This is a genomic window from Mucilaginibacter sp. UR6-1, from assembly GCF_020880975.1.
Lineage (GTDB): Bacteria > Bacteroidota > Bacteroidia > Sphingobacteriales > Sphingobacteriaceae > Mucilaginibacter.
Genome location: NZ_JAJIWP010000004.1, coordinates 257,112 through 274,161, shown reverse-complemented (window position 1 = coordinate 274,161; position 17,050 = coordinate 257,112). Strand labels below are relative to the sequence as shown.

Below are 17,050 nucleotides of genomic sequence, written 5' to 3'. Positions count from 1 at the left end.
GGATGTTTAACACCCTGCCCGTTTTACCTTAAAACTCATTTAAGCATTGTGAATACGTAGCCCCTATAGGCACAATATGCTTATTGATATATACCTGGTAACGATCAAATTTGCTGATCTTATTACGGGCAACCACGTAAGCCCGGTGTGTACGTATAAAACTTTTAGCGGGCAGCATCAGCATCATTTCATTGATGGTATTGCGGGTGCTTAATAAGCTGCCATCGCCCAGGTGTATCTTTATATAATTGCCTGATGCTTCTAAAAATAATATATCATTAATAGCAACCTTTATCTGCTCGTAACCATCTTTTATAAAAATGCTTTCTGGTACATCTAATGGGTGCTGTTTATTCCGGAGCTCATACAACTCAAGGGCTTTGTTGCAGGCCTTTAAAAAGCGGGCAAGCGAAAAGGGTTTCAACAGGTAATCAACCGCGTTAAGCTCAAAGCTTTTTACCGCATGTTCTGAATAAGCTGTAGTAAACACAACCATCGGCGCATTAACAAGGCTGTTCATAAAATCTATCCCACTTATATCCGGCATCTTAATGTCTAAAAATATAAGGTCAACCTTGTTGTGCTGCAAATGGCTAAGCGCCTCAAACGCATTTGTAAAGTAGCCATCCATTTGTATAAAAGATACTTTTTGGGCATGCGCGCGCACAATATCTAACGCTATGGGTTCATCATCAATGGCAATGGCAATCATGGACCTAAGTTAAACGGCTTCTTCTAACTGCAAGGTAAGGTGTATAAAAAAGTCTTTCGCGGTTTCCCTGATAATTAATTCGTGCTTACTGCTATAAAGCAGATTTAATCGCTGCTTAACATTTTCGAGCCCGATACCGCTTTGGCTTTTTTCAGGATCGCTATCGCTTTTAAGGTGAATGCTGTTATGCACATCAAAGTAAAGGGTATTGCCGCTGGTCACCAATTTCATTTTTATAAATGATGGATTAATTAGGCTGATGCCATGTTTAAAGGCATTCTCAACAAAAGGTATCAGCAGCATAGGCGCAATAAGCAGATCAGGACTGTCGTTATTTATTTCGTCCTCAATTACAACATTGGCAGATGTAGCCGTACGTAATTTTTGCAACAGGATGTAGTTATTGAGATAATCAATATCCTTAGTCAGCGCTATTTTATCCTTCATGTTCTCCTGAAGCATAAGGCGCATCATGTCCCCAAGTTTTTGTATGCCTTCGCCGGTGCGTTCCGCATTTTCCTGCAAGGCGGTGCCATATAAGGTGTTTAAGGCATTGAATAAAAAGTGCGGATTTATCTGCGATCTGAGAAAGTTCAAATTAGCGTCCGACTGGCCCAACTCGGTTTTTAAGGTTGTTATTTCCTCGTCGCGCTTTGCATTTCGCCGCTTGTAAACGCTTCGGCTAATGGGTATCGCGATAATAAGCTGTGTAAAAAAGCTGCTGATGCTTATAATGGCGATGTGCTCCTCATTAATAGCGAAGTTCATTATTTTATCACTTATAAAAATCAGCGATACATCATGCCGTTGCGAAAACAAAAAAAGTATAATGGCAATGATAATACTCGATGCCAGCGCACACAGAGATCCACGGCTAAACAGATACCATCCCTTTCTTTTCTTTTCCTTTGCCGCCGGTAAAATATCATATAGCATATATAAATAAGTAACTATTGCTGCAGGCATTGCAAATAGTACGTAGCTTTTATAAATACCCGGTGCAGTTAAAAAAGTAAAGCCGATGGCAATAAACAACCAGCAAACAGTTAAAAAGGCCGTGTCACGATTAAGGCTGTAATCGCGTTTTTGCTTATTCCGGTTAAATAGGCATATCCATATTTTGATGGCTAATAATAATGCAAAGTATGTTATGCCAACAACGTTAAATAATATGGCCGCGTAAATAAGTACAAATACAAATATTACCGGTCGCTCTTTAGTGTTGTCTTCTTTTGCAAATTCGGGTGCAACATAAAAACAGAGCAGTAAGTAAACGGAGAATATGGTGAGGTAGCTAAATATAACCGGTATGAGTATGGTATTATAGGTAATAGCAAAATCAGGTATTTCACCGTTTATTCCGGCTATAGGTATGCTGCCGGGCAGTAGTGCTGAAATATGTAATACATGAATAGCCGACATTATGAACGAAACAAATATGATACCTGTTACTATCCAGAACTCCAGCAATACAAATCCTTTAAGGCGGTTGTTTATTAATTTTAACATGTGGTTTTGAGTTTGATCTTCACAATATTAAACATGCCCTTACTTTGATTTTGATAAATGTGATGAGCACCTTTAAATATGTGACGAACGGATCATATTGCTTAAAAATGTAAGTTTTTATTTATAAAAAAACAGATTAGCATAAATTCACTTTATTTATATTTTATGAAAGCTATTGTATTAGAAGGGCTGAACCAGCCATTAACCATAAAAGACATTGATAAACCCGTACCGCAACCGGGCGAAGTATTAGTGCAGCTAAAGGCGGCATCATTAAACCGCCGCGACTGGTGGATAACGCAGGGCAAATACGCTGGGATAGCCTACCCTTCCGTCATCGGCTCTGATGGTGCAGGTGTAGTTGTTGAAGCAGGCAGCGATGCCGGTAGCGGCTGGATAGGCAGGGAGGTGGTTATCTATCCGGCACATGGCTGGGGAGATAGCACAGCGCATCAATCAAAGGATTTTAACATCATCGGCCTGCCGCCCAATCAGGGTACATTTGCCGAATATATTACCGTGCCCTTAGCTAATCTGCAAGCTAAACCTGCCCATTTAAACTGGGAGCAAACCGCTACATTACCTGTTGCAGGCTTAACCACATACAGGGCTTTGTTTACCAAAGGCCAGGCAAAAAAAGGAGATAAGGTATTGATAACCGGCGTTGGCGGTGGTACAGGTGCTTTTGCCCTGCAATATGCCGTAGCCGCGGGTTGCCAGGTATTTGTTACCTCCGGCTCGGCCGAGAAAATAGAGCGGGCAAGGCAACTTGGTGCATCGGCAGGTGTTAATTATAAGGCGCAGGATTGGGCCGAACAATTGCAGCAGCTATCCGGAGGTGGTTTTGATGTTATAATTGACAGTGCCTTAGGCAAAGGGTTTGAAAAGCTGATAGACATTTGCAAGGCTGCTGGCCGCATCGTGTTTTTTGGCGGCACAGCGGGGAGTATTCCTGAATTGAACGGGCGCAAAATATTCTGGAACCATATCAGCATATTGGGTACTACCCTGGGTTCTCCAGCGGAATTTAAGCAGATGCTGCAATTTATTGAGGAGCATAAAATTGAGCCCGTTATTGATGAGGTATTCTCATTAGCTGATGCCGAAAAAGCAGTCAGGCGAATGGATGATTCAAGTCAGTTTGGTAAGTTGGTATTAACTATTGGCTGATGCTGCAATTACGGGTCGAAAAAATAGAACGCGAAACAGCCGATACCTCTACCTTTTACCTGAGCAATGTATCCGGGCAAAAGGTAAGCTACAAGGCAGGGCAATTCATTACGCTGGTGTTTGATCATCATAATGAAGAAATACGCCGCTCATATTCGCTGAGTTCATCACCCGGGGAGGAACTGCTTGCAATCACTATAAAGCGTATCCCCAATGGTGAAATATCCCGCTTTATGTTCAGTAAAGTAAAGGTGGGCGATGTTTTAAACGCGGTTGAGCCAGCCGGTCGCTTTGTGATCAGCCACGCGGAGGAAAAAAAGGACATCATCATGTTTGCTGCCGGCAGTGGTATTACACCGGTGTTTTCGCAGCTTAAATATATACTTGCACGGCCTGGTGATAGTAATATAGTTCTTATCTATAGTAGCCTTGATGAGTTATCAATAATATTTAAATGGCAGCTTGACAGCTTAGCCAAAAGCCATCCCGAAAGGTTGAAAGTAATACACCTGCTAAGTAGTGACGCTAATCGCCTTAACAATATTACGGCCGAGAAACTGGTTAGGCAGCATACACCAAATGGCCTGCCCAATGCCGATTTTTATTTGTGCGGGCCCTTTGCTTATATGCGTATGTTGAGGCTTACTTTGTTATATATGGGTATTGAGCCGCAACGCATTCGTAAAGAGAATTTTGTAATAGATACCGTTGCTGTAACACCGGCCGCGCTTAACTACCCGCCGCAAAAGATAGGCATTACGTATAATGGCGAACACTTTGATATAATTGCCGGTGAAAATCAATCCATACTACAGGCAGCACTGCAAAATGGTATCAGGCTATCCTACAGTTGCCGGGCAGGTGTATGTTCGGCATGTGCGGTAATTTGCAAAAGCGGCAAGGTTGAAATGGCGCGTAACGATGTGCTCACCCCCGAGGATATAGCCGCAGGCTGGATCCTTACCTGCACCGGGCATCCGGTTACTGAGGTGGAGATAGTTGGATAGTGATTAAAGGTTGATGATTGGAGATTAGTAGTCAGAGATTAGTAATCAGAGATTAGTGATTAGTTTTTGAGAACAATGATTGATTATTTACCAATCACCAACCTCCAACTACCAATCACTAAATATCCATTATCTCTTTCTTTTTCTTGGTTTTCAATCTTTTAGGGATAAACTCGAGGATCTCATTTTTCAGAGCTTCTATCATACGGCGCTTTAAAAAGTTGCGCTGCATAACAATGCTTACCTCGCGCGCCGGTTCCGGCGATTTAAAGTAGCGTACCCTGTCCAGTTGCTTTTCGGTCAGGTCGGCAAGGGCAAGTTCAGGTAAAATGGTTGCGCCGTTGTTTTGGTCAACCATGCGTTTAAGTGTTTCAACACTGCCTGTATTATATTCAAAATGCTGAAAGCCGCGTGTGCTTTTACGGCGCTGGCAAATATTCAATACCTGCTCGCGCATGCAATGCCCCTCGTTAAGCACCCATATCTCCTCAACATCAATATCATCGGGCTGTATGCTTTTCTTTTTAAACAGGTTGCTGTTTCGCGATACGTAGGCCACAAAGTTTTCGTAAAAAACGGGTATCTCTATCAGGTTACCCTCATGCAGCGGGGTAGATAGTATACCGCAATCAAGCATGCCCATTTTTAACTGCTGGATGATCTGCTCGGTAGTTTGCTCCCACACCACCAGTTTTACCTGCGGATATTTTTCAATAAAGCTGGTGATTATCTTGGGCAATATATAGGGTGATATAGTAGGTATGATGCCGATCTTCAGCTCGCCCGAAAGTTCCTTTTGCCTGTCGCTAATAATTTCCTTTATCTTTTCACTTTCGCCTAATAATACACGTGCCTGTGTAATTACTTCGATACCTATTTCAGTAGGGATAACAGGTTGTTTTGTGCGGTCAAACAGCTTAACGCCCAGGGTATCTTCCAGCTTTTGTACCTGCATGCTCAGGGTGGGCTGGGTTACAAAACATTTTTCGGCAGCGGTAACAAAGCTGCGGTAAGTATCAACGGCTACTATGTATTCTAACTGTGTAATGGTCATTGTATAGATTTTATTGATGCAAATTTATAATAAACATCGATTTATTCTATTGAATTTTGTATGGTGAAATTAATAAATAAAAAGGCTCGTTGCCTGAAGCTACGAGCCTTTTTAATATCCTCAAAATCAGCAGTTATTCTACCGTTACCGATTTAGCCAGGTTACGTGGCTGATCCACATTGCACCCACGCATTACCGCAATATGGTACGATAGTAACTGCAGTGGTATGGTAGCCAGCAGCGGTACAAATGCTTCGCCGGTTTGTGGTATTTCAATCACGTAGTCGGCCATTTCCTTTACATCAGTATCACCCTCGGTAACAATAGCAATTACACGCCCGCCCCGGGCTTTAACTTCCTGTATGTTGCTGATCACCTTTTCATATGATGAATGTTTGGTGGCTATGAAAACTACCGGCATCTCGGCATCTATAAGCGCGATAGGGCCGTGTTTCATTTCAGCAGCCGGGTAACCTTCGGCATGTATATATGAAATTTCTTTAAGCTTTAAAGCGCCCTCTAAGGCTACCGGGAATGAGCTGCCTCTGCCCAGGAAGAGGCAATTACGACTGTCCTTAAATTTTTCGGCTATCTCTTTTACCCTGTCATTGGTTTTTAGCGATTTTTCTACAAGTGCCGGTATGCCGTCAAGCTCTGTAAGGTATTCTATGAGTTTGCTTTGAGTTATGGTGCCGCGTTGCTGGGCAATGTAAAAAGCAATGAGCGTTAACACCGTTACCTGCGAGGTAAAGGCTTTGGTTGAGGCCACACCAATTTCGGGGCCTGCATGGGTATACACCCCGGCATGAGTAATGCGGGGGATGGACGCGCCTACCACATTACATACACCGAATATAGTAGCGCCTTTTTCTTTTGCCAGCTCGAGGGCTGCCATAGTATCAGCCGTTTCGCCGGATTGTGATATGGCTATCACCAGGTCTTTTTCAGTAATTATTGGATTACGGTATCTGAATTCCGAAGCATATTCAACTTCAACCGGCACGCGGGCGTATTCTTCGATCAAATATTCGCCTACTAACCCGGCATGCCATGATGTACCACAAGCTACGATGATGATACGGTCGAGGTTTCTGAGCTTCTCCGCGTATTCCTTTATACCGCCAAGCTGTACCTTGCCCTGCTGCGGGTAAATACGCCCGCGCAGGCAATCACGTATGGATCGTGGCTGCTCATAGATCTCTTTAAGCATAAAGTGATCGTAGCCGCCTTTCTCAAGCATATCCAGCTTTAGGTCGAGCTCTTGTATATAGGGTATTTGTATAGTGTTATCGATGTTCTTGATCAGTAGTTCTTCGCGGGTGATATAGGCTATCTCGTTATCGTTAAGATAGATCACGTTCTTGGTGTACTCCACAATAGGCGTCGCATCCGATGCTATAAAATACTCACCTTCGCCCACGCCAATTACCATAGGGCTGCCCTTGCGTGCCGCGATCAGCAGGTTAGGGTCATCCTCGCTCATTATAACAATAGCATAAGCGCCAACTACCTTATTAAGGGCAATGCGTACCGCCTCTTTCAGGTCGATGCCGGTAGCGGTGGCAATATCCTCTACTAAATGAATCAGTACCTCGGTATCCGTATCACTCTTAAATACGTGGCCTTTGGCAAGCAGGGTTTCCTTAATGGTGGCATAGTTTTCAATAATGCCGTTATGGATGATGGTAAGCTTGCGGTTATTTGAAGCATGCGGGTGCGAGTTGCGGTCGCTTGGCGCGCCGTGTGTGGCCCAGCGGGTATGGCCCATACCTATGGTGCCGGCAACGGGCAGGTCTTTGGCAAAATTTTCAAGGGCACTTACCTTGCCTGACTTTTTGTAAACTTTTAAGCCATCGTTATATAATGATATACCGGCGCTGTCGTACCCGCGGTACTCCAGGCGATGCAGGCCTTTTATGATGATGGGATAGGCATCACGATGGCCAATATATCCAACTATTCCGCACATTGATTTTAGGTTATTTGTTTATAGATGATTGCTGCAAATGTAATCAGCTTTAACACAAACAACGCAACCGAGTGAAATTAATTGCAACAAAAAAGCCCGCTTTAAGCGGGCTTTAATTATTTTATCCTGGTATAAATTATCTTGAGTTGAACACGGTAAGGCGAGTTCTTGCCTAATAAAACCGTTCGGGCGGTTGGGTAAGCCGTAGCGCCAATGTTAGGTGCTGAGCTTGTACTGGTAAGCGACTCGTTATCGGCAGCTATGTAGGTGCCATAATCCTTAACCTTGCCGGTTATCAGGTTTTGCAGATAAGCGGTAAGTAAAAAGCGGTATTCGTTTTTTACCGGAATAGCGTAGTATCCGCCAAACAGCAGGCTAAAGTTTGCCGAGCCGTTTATCATGTCCTCAATATATGTGCGCTGTTTCGCCAGGTCCGATTTATACATGGTAAGTTTTGGCAGCGGCGCGTAAGGTGTTAAGGTACCGGCTTTAGGCACTATAACCAGTTCGGCACGGTTAATAATAATGTCCTTTGGCAGCGTTTCGGTCAGTTTATCAAAGTTTACCTTTACACGTAAGCCACCCATGCCTTGTAAATATGCCGTTTGATTGCTTGTAGTAGTGTTGGCAAGCGCGGCTTTTACCTGGTCACTATAAGTGTGCTTAATTTCGTTAATGTATCGGCTTATAGGTAATGATACTACTGAAGTATCTGTAGTTGTGCCATCTACAACATGTGTGTAAACGTGCAGTGAATCGCCGCTTGTAAGCGCAATTATACCGCCATTGCCGGTAGTTCCCGCCGGGTCAATCTTAATATAAAAACCCCGTACAAGGTTTTGAAATGCCAGGTTTGATGCGGCGGCTTGTGTTGAATTTAGCCAGGTACCCACCAGGCTGGGATTATTCAGCCGCACCCTTATTTGTGGCACAACCCTAATAGCTGTATCTGGGCCGCCATCAACAACTGATGTTATTTTGATGGTATCATGCGGACGGGCCAAAAAAGTTTTTGTGCCCAATACCGTACTGCCATACTGCCATTTTTTGCTATTGTAATAAGTTACGCCCTGCGGCTTGTCTGTTAACTGATAAACGTCCAGTTTATAGGTAGAAGTAAGTGAATCACCATAAAAACCTGTTGGCGAATATTTTAGTGCTAATACAGCCGAGTCAACAGTAACAGTACCGGTAGGCTTGGTATAAGCTGTTCCTCCGGGTAAGTTAATATCAGTAATCAATGCCGACTCGGTAAGGCCAAGTTCGGCATCATTAAAATAAGCCAGCGTTGAACGGCCAAGGTCTGACACGGTAACCGAATCCTCTGCTACAGTATTTAGCGTTATGTTGGTATCAACTACAAGCGTACCGCTTATCTGGTTGTTCTCGTCAATATCCAAACCCACACCGTCGGGGTTTTTGCAACTGTTTAAAATAAAAAGACTTATCAACAGGGTTAATAAGTCTAATTTGAAAAATCTCATATGTTAAAATGTCTTATCCAACTTTATACAACCTGTGCCAATTCCTCATCGGCAATTTCGTCGTAAAAATTGTAATAATTTTCCATATCCGAAGTGGAATTATAATCTAAAACCGGTTTCCCGCTGTTTTTAACACTATTTAACACTTCTTCATCAATATTTTCGGCTGCAAGCACTATTCCGTCCGAGTAGTGTATGGCACCTGCGTAAAGCGCTGAGCTGTTAGCTGGTTTATACACTTCGGTGTGTGCATCGGTCATGCCGTTCATCACTGCCTTTTGTGCAAAATCATCATTAAGCTGGCCTGTAAAATCCTTCTCATAAATGGAGTATACCAATTTAGAGTTTTTGAAGGTTGGATCGTCCTTGTAAGTAGTTTTCAGGTAAGCAGGTACTAAAGCGCTCATCCAGCCGTGGCAGTGGATCATATCAGGCGCCCAGCCCAGTTTTTTAACGGTTTCAAGCGCGCCCTTGCAAAAGAAGATCATGCGCTCATCGTTGTCGGCATAAAACTTGCCATCCTTGTCGGTAAATACGTGCTTCCGCTGAAAATACTCTTCGTTATCAAGAAAATATACCTGCATACGTGCTGAAGGTATTGAAGCCACCTTAATGATCAGCGGATTGTCGTTGTCATTAATAATGATGTTCATGCCCGATAAACGGATCACTTCATGTAGTCGGTTCCTGCGCTCATTGATATTGCCGAAACGTGGCATCAGGATACGGATCTCGTAACCTTTGTCCTGCATCGCCTGTGGCAAATTACGTACTATTTCAGAAATTTTTGTGAGTTCAAGGAAAGGTGACATTTCATGAGCTATAAACAAAAGCTTAGATTTACCCATCTCTATTAATTTGTATTTAGTAAGTTAACACGTCAAAAAAAATTTTTGAGAGTACAAATATACGGATATTATATAAACTATCAATGAATTGCGCAACATAAGTTTGGATATTTTTAATTAATTACTCATTTTCGCCGGATTTTTTAAGCACTTTAACGCATTGAAAAGTTTAACCACCAAACAACAGCTCAGTCAGTATTTACAGGCCGAGCGCAGCACCGGCGCTACCATTGGCTTTGTGCCTACCATGGGTGCTTTGCATCGGGGCCATATTACGCTGATAGAGCGTGCCAGGCAGGAATGTGATATAGTGGTTTGCAGTATTTTTGTAAACCCCACCCAGTTCAATGATCCTAAAGACCTTGAAAAATACCCGCGCCCTATCGAGGCTGATATAGAAAAGCTTGAACAGGCCGGATGTGATGTTTTATTTAACCCGCCCGTTAACGAAATGTATGCCGGTAATGAGCAATGGCATTTGGAGATTGGCGAGCTTGAGCATTTGCTTGAGGGCGCGTTCAGGCCGGGGCACTACCAGGGTGTTACCCAGGTGGTATTTAAGTTGTTTGATATTGTTAAACCTGATAAGGCATTTTTCGGGCAAAAGGATTATCAGCAGTTTATGGTAGTAAACCGCATGGTTGAGTTGCTTAAGCTGCCCGTTAAACTGGTAATGTGCCCTATTGAGCGCGAAAGCGATGGCCTGGCCATGAGCTCACGCAACGTGCATCTTACCCCTGCTGATCGCGGCCATGCGCTTGTGCTGTCGCGAACCTTGCAACAGGTAAAAAATGAATTTGGCGCCGCCGATATATTTACCCTGAAAGAGCAGGCCGTAACCGCTATTAACAGGGAACCGGGTGTTGAGCTTGATTATTTTGAGATAGTTGATGGTGTTACTTTACATGTTGCCGATCAAAACAGTAAAAGCGTTGTTGCACTGGTAGCAGCCAAGGTTGGCAATACACGGCTGATAGACAATATGATATTGCGTTAGCGCAACATCAATACATTGTAAATAATTACTGCCGGGCTAACTATTAAATATTTACTCCAAACCAAATTACTAACTTTGCGCCATGATAATTGAGGTGTTAAAATCCAAAATTCACAGGGTAAAGGTCACCCAGGCCGAGCTGAACTATGTGGGCAGTATTACCATTGATGAGGATTTGATGGATGCGGCAAACATAATTGCCAACGAGAAAGTGCAGATAGTGAACAACAACAACGGCGCACGCTTTGAAACCTATGTTATACGTGGCGAACGCGGTACCGGTACGGTATGCCTTAACGGCGCGACAGCACGCTTGGCCCAGGTGGGTGATATTGTGATCATCATGAGCTATGCGTACATGGAGCGAGAAGAGGCTAAAGCCTACGAGCCGGTGCTGGTTTTCCCTGATACGGATAATAAGCTGATCAAGTAACCTAACTGATAGCCTTTACCACCATCACATGCACAATAAAATTACTTTCAGCATAGCATTGTTGCTTTTGTTGGGCAAAGTAACTTTTGCGCAAAACGTTTGGTTTCTTAAAAATGATCGCAGATTAGTAAATAATAAAGATAGTGCGGATTACATAAGGATAATTAGCGCGCCTGACTCCGGCGACGTTTTATATAACATTACAGAACTATATACCGACAATAAAAAAAAGCTCATTGGTAAATCATTAAGTGAAAAGGCCTTCATTCCGCAAGGAAAAATCCTGACATATTATTATAACGGAAAAATTCAAAATATAATTGAATTTTCCAACGGCAAAATATCAGGGGATTTTTATGAATATTTCCCGAACGGCAAACTATACACTTACCGTTATTTTACTACGCCAACAGAGTATACTGACCGAAACAACTTAAAGTTTATAAACAATTATAAACTTGAAATATGTAATGATGTTGACGGTACGGTGTTAGCAAATGACGGATTTGGTTTATATAAGGTTTATACAGAGCAATTTGATGGCTTATTAGAAGCCGGGCTTGTGAAGAATGGTAAACGCCACGGGGATTGGAACGGTATAGATACCGCATTGAACGTAAATTACACTGAAAAATATGAGGATGGCCTTTTTATTTCAGGTACCTCATATGATAACCTGGGCATTAAGCACACCTACGCAACTCAGGACTTAGTACAGCCCGAATACGCCGGCGGATATGAGGCTTTTACAAAATATCTTCAGCAAAACTTATTATCTTCCGCAAAATCAAAAAAGAACAAAACTAAAGGCCGGGTATTTGTTGAGTTTACAGTTGACCTTAGCGGCAGGGTTGACTCTGTACGAACTTTGCGATCTCCGGATGAATACCTGTCTGCCGAGGCAGAGCGGTTGATTTTTGATGCACAGGGTTGGAAACCCGCATCAGAGCGGGGAGTGTATCGCAAAGTTAAGCTTACCGTGCCGATAGATTTTGGGCCTGAAAGACTTAAATTTATAGGCCGGCCAATTGATCCGAAGGTGCCTAATGATTGGTTTAGCAGCAGGGTGTCTTATTGATTAGTTTCAGAGCTAAAATCTCTGCTAAAACCGCCCTCAAGCAAGCGCCTTAAAATTTTACAAAAATCCCCGCAATTTAATGCAATAAGTTCTATCTTTGCACCCCGACGCTGAAGTCGGTTTTATCCTCGCTTTCAGCGCATAGGAAACAGTCCGTAAATCCAGCTTAAATGGATGAAGGCTATAACTTTAACTTTTTGAATTAAAAAAGCCCTATGCCCAAAAATTCTTCCATCAAATCGGTATTGATTATTGGTTCAGGTCCTATTATTATAGGCCAGGCCTGCGAGTTTGATTACTCAGGCTCACAAGCTGCACTTTCTTTAAAAGAGGAAGGCATCTCGGTAACTATCATTAACAGCAACCCCGCCACTATCATGACGGATAAGGTTATTGCTGACAATGTATACCTGTTACCGCTAACCACAGAAAGCATTGAACAAATTTTACAGGAGCAGCAAATTGATGCCGTATTACCTACAATGGGCGGCCAAACCGCGCTAAACCTTTGTATTAATGCCGACGAGCAAGGCATTTGGGAAAAATACGGTGTTAAAATTATCGGTGTTGATATAGCCGCTATTGAAAAAACCGAGAACCGCGAAGCCTTCCGCCAGTTAATGGTTGATATTGGTGTGGGCGTAGCTACCTCAAAAATTGCCAACTCATTTTTAGAAGGTAAAGAAGCCGCGCAGGAAATTGGTTTCCCGCTGGTAATACGCCCAAGCTATACCCTGGGTGGTAAAGGCGCAGGCTTTGTGCATAAAAAAGAAGAATTTGACGCCGCCCTTAGCCGTGGCCTGCAGGCATCACCAACACACGAGGTATTGGTTGAGCAGGCTGTTTTAGGCTGGAAAGAATACGAGCTTGAGTTGCTGCGCGATAGCCGCGACAACGTGATAATCATCTGTTCAATCGAGAACTTTGACCCGATGGGCATCCACACCGGCGACTCGATCACCGTGGCACCTGCGATGACGCTGAGCGACCGCTGCTACCAGGATATGCGTAATCAGGCCATCAGGATGATGCGCGCCATCGGTAATTTTGCCGGAGGTTGTAACGTACAGTTTTCGGTAAACCCGGCCAATGAGGAGATCATCGCTATCGAGATTAACCCGCGTGTATCACGTTCATCAGCACTGGCATCAAAAGCAACAGGTTACCCTATCGCTAAAATAGCCGCTAAGCTGGCCATAGGTTATAACCTCGACGAGATAGAAAACCAGATCACTAAAACCACATCGGCTTACTTTGAGCCAACGTTGGATTATGTGATCGTAAAAATCCCTCGCTGGAACTTTGATAAATTCAAAGGCGCTAACCGTGAGCTTGGCCTGCAAATGAAATCGGTAGGTGAGGTAATGGGCATTGGCCGTACCTTTATTGAAGCTTTGCAGAAAGCTTGCCAGAGTTTGGAGATTGGTCGTGCCGGTTTAGGTGCCGATGGTCGCCAAAGCCGCAACCTTGATGAGATTATGCACAGCCTTGAGCACCCAAGCTGGGACAGGCTGTTCCATATATACGATGCCCTGAGCCTGGGTGTGCCAATTGAATCGGTACGCAAGGCTACCAAAATTGACCGCTGGTTTTTGAACCAGATACAGGAAGTGGTTAACATGGAGAACGAGCTTCGCCGTTATTCACTGAACAATATTCCTGAAGATTTCTTCTTCACACTGAAACAAAAAGGTTTTTCGGACGCGCAGATCGCTTACGTACTTACCAATACCACCGAAGAGGATGTTTACCAACGCCGCAAGCAATTAGGCATACGCCGCGTATATAAAATGGTAGATACCTGCGCCGCGGAGTTCCCGGCACAAACACCTTACTACTACTCAACCTATGAGGGCGAGAACGAATCGGTAGTATCTGACAAGAAAAAGATCATTGTATTAGGCTCGGGCCCTAACCGTATTGGCCAGGGCATTGAGTTTGATTATAGCTGTGTGCATGGCCTGCTTGCAGCCAAAGAAGCCGGTTTTGAGGCCATCATGGTTAACTGTAACCCTGAAACCGTATCAACCGACTTTAACATGGCCGATAAGCTGTACTTTGAACCGGTTTTCTGGGAGCATGTTCGCGAGATCATTGACCTGGAGCAGCCTTACGGTGTAGTGGTACAACTGGGTGGCCAAACCGCTCTTAAAATGGCCGAGAAGCTGCATGAGCACGGCATTCGCATTATTGGCACATCATTCCCTGATATGGATATAGCTGAGGATCGCGGCCGTTTTTCTGACCTGCTGAAAGACCTTGATATTCCATACCCTAAATACGGTGTTGCCGAGAGTGCTGAAGAAGCCCTTGAGGTTGCGCACGAGGTAGGTTACCCGGTACTTGTTCGCCCAAGCTATGTTTTAGGCGGCCAGGGCATGAGCATCGTGATAAATGATGAAGACCTTGAAAAAGCGGTAGTAAGCCTGCTGAAAAATCTGCCCGGCAACCGTGTGCTGATCGACCACTTCCTTGATCGCGCGTCAGAAGCTGAATCAGATTCAATAAGCGATGGCGATGAGGTACACATTATTGGTTTAATGGAGCACATTGAGCCTGCCGGTATACACTCAGGCGACTCATATGCGGTATTGCCACCGTTTGATCTGTCAGACAATGTGATCGAACAGATGGAAACGTATACTAAAAAGATAGCAACCGCGCTAAACGTTCGTGGCTTGCTGAACATACAATTTGCTATAAAAAATGAAAAGGTATACGTGATCGAGGCTAACCCGCGCGCTTCACGTACAGTGCCATTCATCGCCAAAGCTTATGATGTACCTTACATCAACATAGCAGCCAAGGTAATGCTTGGCGCAAACAAGCTGAAGGATTTTACCATTGTACGTAAACCAAAAGGTTATGCTATTAAAGAGCCGGTCTTCTCGTATGATAAATTCCCTGAAGTAGCCAAGGAGCTTGGCCCTGAAATGAAGTCGACCGGTGAGGCAATACGCTTTATCCCTGACCTGCAGGACCCATACTTCAGGCATTTGTATAAAGAGAAATCAATGTACTTAAGTAAGTAAATAAGCTGATTTTCTCTGATTGTGGAACTTGTTCTTTAATTAATGGATCATAAGTTAATACAACTAAAAAACGTCGATCCTGATGAAATTCACGACGTTATAGAAAAGATAGAAAGATCGTTCGGGATAACCTTTATCCCGGGCGATTTTGAAAATACTCGTACTATTGGTGATTTGTGTAATCTTGTTCATAGCAAATTAAAGCTTGAACATAACGATGCCTGCACCACCCAGCATGCTTTTTACATGTTGCGCAACGCCATAACCGCCTCAACTACTATTGACAGGTGCGCCATCAATACCAACACATGCCTTAAAGATGTTTTCCCCGAAGAGGAACGTTTGCAGCTTGTGGCTGATATGGAGCATGAAATGGGGCTGCGTTTAAATGTATTGCAGCCAAAACAAAGCATTGTAATTGCACTTATGGCACTGTTCGCATTATCGTTAGTGATTGCGTACTTTAACTTAATCATTGGTATGGCCGGATTAGTAGCTTTTGCAGCCGGTTTACTCATTGCCATAAAGCGGGGTAAGCAATTAGCGGTTAAAACTGTTGGTCAGTTGGCTGAAAAAATAGCACGCGAACACTATTTAAAATGCCGCCGCGATGCAGCAACTGTTAACCGTAAAGAAGTTAATCAAAAGATACGTGAGCTTTTTCAGCATGATCTCGATCTTGATGCTTCAGTATTAAAATCAGGCGCTTCCTTTAACTGATCCGGTTATTTATAGATCATCAGCCCCTTTACTTCAAGGGTAATGGCCTTGCTCATTTTTGAGGTGGTGCTGTAAGTTACGGTATCGCCTGCAAAATGCTGGTGGTCATCTGCCGTGAATTCACGTTTGGCAACGGCGCTAACTATTACCACACGGCCCTTTATTTGCTTGGGCAGGGTAACGTTATAATCTCTGAAGTGGGCATAAATAGGTTCGCCCCCTTTAGTTTGCAGCACAAACCAGCCGCCTTTTTCTTCAGTAACACGTTCTACTGTGCCTTTAATAATTGTGGTGATTCGTTTTTTCTCGCCCATATAGCGGCGCAGGTTATTGGCATCAACCGCATTTGCCGTGTCAGCCTTGCTGCCGAAAACCATGCCATGCGGTAAGGCCACCTTTTGGGCAAAAGTTGCGGATGATACCGATAAAAAAAGTATAGTGAATAATATTTGCCAAGCTTTCATGCCAATAATAACAACCTGCGGCATGTATGGTTTTATTGGGCTTTGTGATCGTAGCTTATCACCCTTGATATTTTCCAACCATCATCATCTTGCTTCCAAACATGTATAAAGCGTGAAGTATTCACCAGTTTACGCTTGCCATTGGTTGTTTTATAAAATTTATTTACGCCGGTTTCAAGCGCGCCGTAAAAATCTAAAGTATAAACCTGGGCGCTAACCAATACGCGTTCAAGGCCACCGTTTTCGCATAAAGAGCGCATGGATTTCATCAGATCGTGCCGGGATGAGGTATAACCCGTGCGGTCATGAAAAAACTCGACATTGCTGGTAAAGTAGTCTTCAAATTTATCCAGGTCGCATTTATTATAGGCATCAAATACCTGTTTATCTAACCCGATGATGGTATTGTATAAGGTTTTACCAGCAGGTGTTTTAGGTGCCTGTGCCAATGTCTGCAAGGTGCAGGCAAACAGCATAAAGCCGGTAGCAATTGAAAATAAGCGTTTCATATTAAATGTAAATGAGCATTTAATATTCATCAACGCGTTTTTGTTTGCCGATCTTGTAAAAAGC

The 17,050-nt window shown here is 43.6% G+C and carries 15 protein-coding genes; 7 read left to right on the top strand and 8 right to left on the bottom strand.

Features of this window, described 5'->3' with window-relative positions; translation table 11 throughout:
- Window positions 1-28: 28 nt before the first annotated feature.
- Window positions 29-712 carry a LytTR family DNA-binding domain-containing protein gene (locus LJ707_RS16590; protein ID WP_228953076.1) on the bottom strand — a complete coding sequence of 228 codons (684 nt, stop codon included), beginning with the start codon at window positions 710-712 and terminating at the stop codon, window positions 29-31.
- A 9-nt stretch (window positions 713-721) separates the two neighbouring features.
- Window positions 722-2,221 carry a sensor histidine kinase gene (locus tag LJ707_RS16585; RefSeq protein ID WP_228953074.1) on the bottom strand — a complete coding sequence of 500 codons (1,500 nt, stop codon included), beginning with the start codon at window positions 2,219-2,221 and terminating at the stop codon, window positions 722-724.
- A 165-nt stretch (window positions 2,222-2,386) separates the two neighbouring features.
- Here LJ707_RS16585 and LJ707_RS16580 point away from each other — a divergent pair, with 165 nt between their 5' ends.
- Window positions 2,387-3,391 (top strand): zinc-binding dehydrogenase, encoded by a 1,005-nt coding sequence (locus LJ707_RS16580; RefSeq protein ID WP_228953072.1) that lies wholly within the window; start codon window positions 2,387-2,389, stop codon window positions 3,389-3,391.
- A complete protein-coding gene (locus LJ707_RS16575) occupies window positions 3,391-4,398 on the top strand; it encodes a ferredoxin--NADP reductase (protein ID WP_228953070.1) in 1,008 nt (335 codons plus the stop codon). Before LJ707_RS16580 ends, LJ707_RS16575 begins: the two co-directional genes overlap by 1 nt.
- A 118-nt stretch (window positions 4,399-4,516) precedes the next feature.
- Here the strand turns inward: LJ707_RS16575 and LJ707_RS16570 are convergent, their stop codons facing one another.
- The 4 genes from LJ707_RS16570 to LJ707_RS16555 all read right to left on the bottom strand — a co-directional run bounded on the left by LJ707_RS16570 (window position 4,517) and on the right by LJ707_RS16555 (window position 9,753).
- Window positions 4,517-5,452 carry a hydrogen peroxide-inducible genes activator gene (locus tag LJ707_RS16570; RefSeq protein WP_228953065.1) on the bottom strand — a complete coding sequence of 312 codons (936 nt, stop codon included), beginning with the start codon at window positions 5,450-5,452 and terminating at the stop codon, window positions 4,517-4,519.
- A 133-nt stretch (window positions 5,453-5,585) separates the two neighbouring features.
- Window positions 5,586-7,421 carry a glutamine--fructose-6-phosphate transaminase (isomerizing) gene (glmS, locus tag LJ707_RS16565; RefSeq protein ID WP_228953063.1) on the bottom strand — a complete coding sequence of 612 codons (1,836 nt, stop codon included), beginning with the start codon at window positions 7,419-7,421 and terminating at the stop codon, window positions 5,586-5,588.
- Window positions 7,422-7,537: 116 nt separating this feature from the next.
- The gene (locus tag LJ707_RS16560; RefSeq protein WP_228953061.1) at window positions 7,538-8,905 is read right to left on the bottom strand and encodes a DUF4270 family protein; all 1,368 of its coding nucleotides are present in this window, start codon (window positions 8,903-8,905) and stop codon (window positions 7,538-7,540) included.
- Window positions 8,906-8,928: 23 nt separating this feature from the next.
- Window positions 8,929-9,753: a glycogen/starch synthase gene (locus LJ707_RS16555; RefSeq protein WP_228953059.1), complete on the bottom strand. Its 825-nt coding sequence runs from the start codon at window positions 9,751-9,753 to the stop codon at window positions 8,929-8,931.
- A 160-nt stretch (window positions 9,754-9,913) separates the two neighbouring features.
- Between LJ707_RS16555 and panC the strand changes: the two genes are divergently transcribed.
- The 5 genes from panC (at window position 9,914) to LJ707_RS16530 (ending at window position 16,013) form a co-directional block, all read left to right on the top strand.
- Window positions 9,914-10,750 carry a pantoate--beta-alanine ligase gene (gene panC / locus LJ707_RS16550; protein WP_228953056.1) on the top strand — a complete coding sequence of 279 codons (837 nt, stop codon included), beginning with the start codon at window positions 9,914-9,916 and terminating at the stop codon, window positions 10,748-10,750.
- A gap of 82 nt (window positions 10,751-10,832) precedes the next feature.
- The gene (gene panD, locus LJ707_RS16545) at window positions 10,833-11,183 is read left to right on the top strand and encodes an aspartate 1-decarboxylase (protein ID WP_228953053.1); all 351 of its coding nucleotides are present in this window, start codon (window positions 10,833-10,835) and stop codon (window positions 11,181-11,183) included.
- A 28-nt stretch (window positions 11,184-11,211) separates the two neighbouring features.
- On the top strand, window positions 11,212-12,261 hold the full coding sequence (locus LJ707_RS16540) for a TonB family protein (RefSeq protein WP_228953051.1): 1,050 nt from the start codon (window positions 11,212-11,214) through the stop codon (window positions 12,259-12,261).
- Window positions 12,262-12,476: 215 nt separating this feature from the next.
- A complete protein-coding gene (carB, locus tag LJ707_RS16535; protein ID WP_228953049.1) occupies window positions 12,477-15,293 on the top strand; it encodes a carbamoyl-phosphate synthase large subunit in 2,817 nt (938 codons plus the stop codon).
- Between the two features lie 42 nt (window positions 15,294-15,335).
- Window positions 15,336-16,013, top strand: coding sequence for a hypothetical protein (locus LJ707_RS16530; protein WP_228953047.1), 678 nt, complete (start codon window positions 15,336-15,338; stop codon window positions 16,011-16,013).
- Between the two features lie 5 nt (window positions 16,014-16,018).
- Here LJ707_RS16530 and LJ707_RS16525 read toward each other — a convergent pair whose 3' ends face one another.
- Window positions 16,019-16,477, bottom strand: a complete 459-nt coding sequence (locus LJ707_RS16525) for a DUF4920 domain-containing protein (RefSeq protein ID WP_228953045.1) — start codon at window positions 16,475-16,477, stop codon at window positions 16,019-16,021.
- Between the two features lie 32 nt (window positions 16,478-16,509).
- Window positions 16,510-16,986 carry a nuclear transport factor 2 family protein gene (locus tag LJ707_RS16520; protein WP_228953043.1) on the bottom strand — a complete coding sequence of 159 codons (477 nt, stop codon included), beginning with the start codon at window positions 16,984-16,986 and terminating at the stop codon, window positions 16,510-16,512.
- Between the last annotated feature and the right edge of the window lie 64 nt (window positions 16,987-17,050).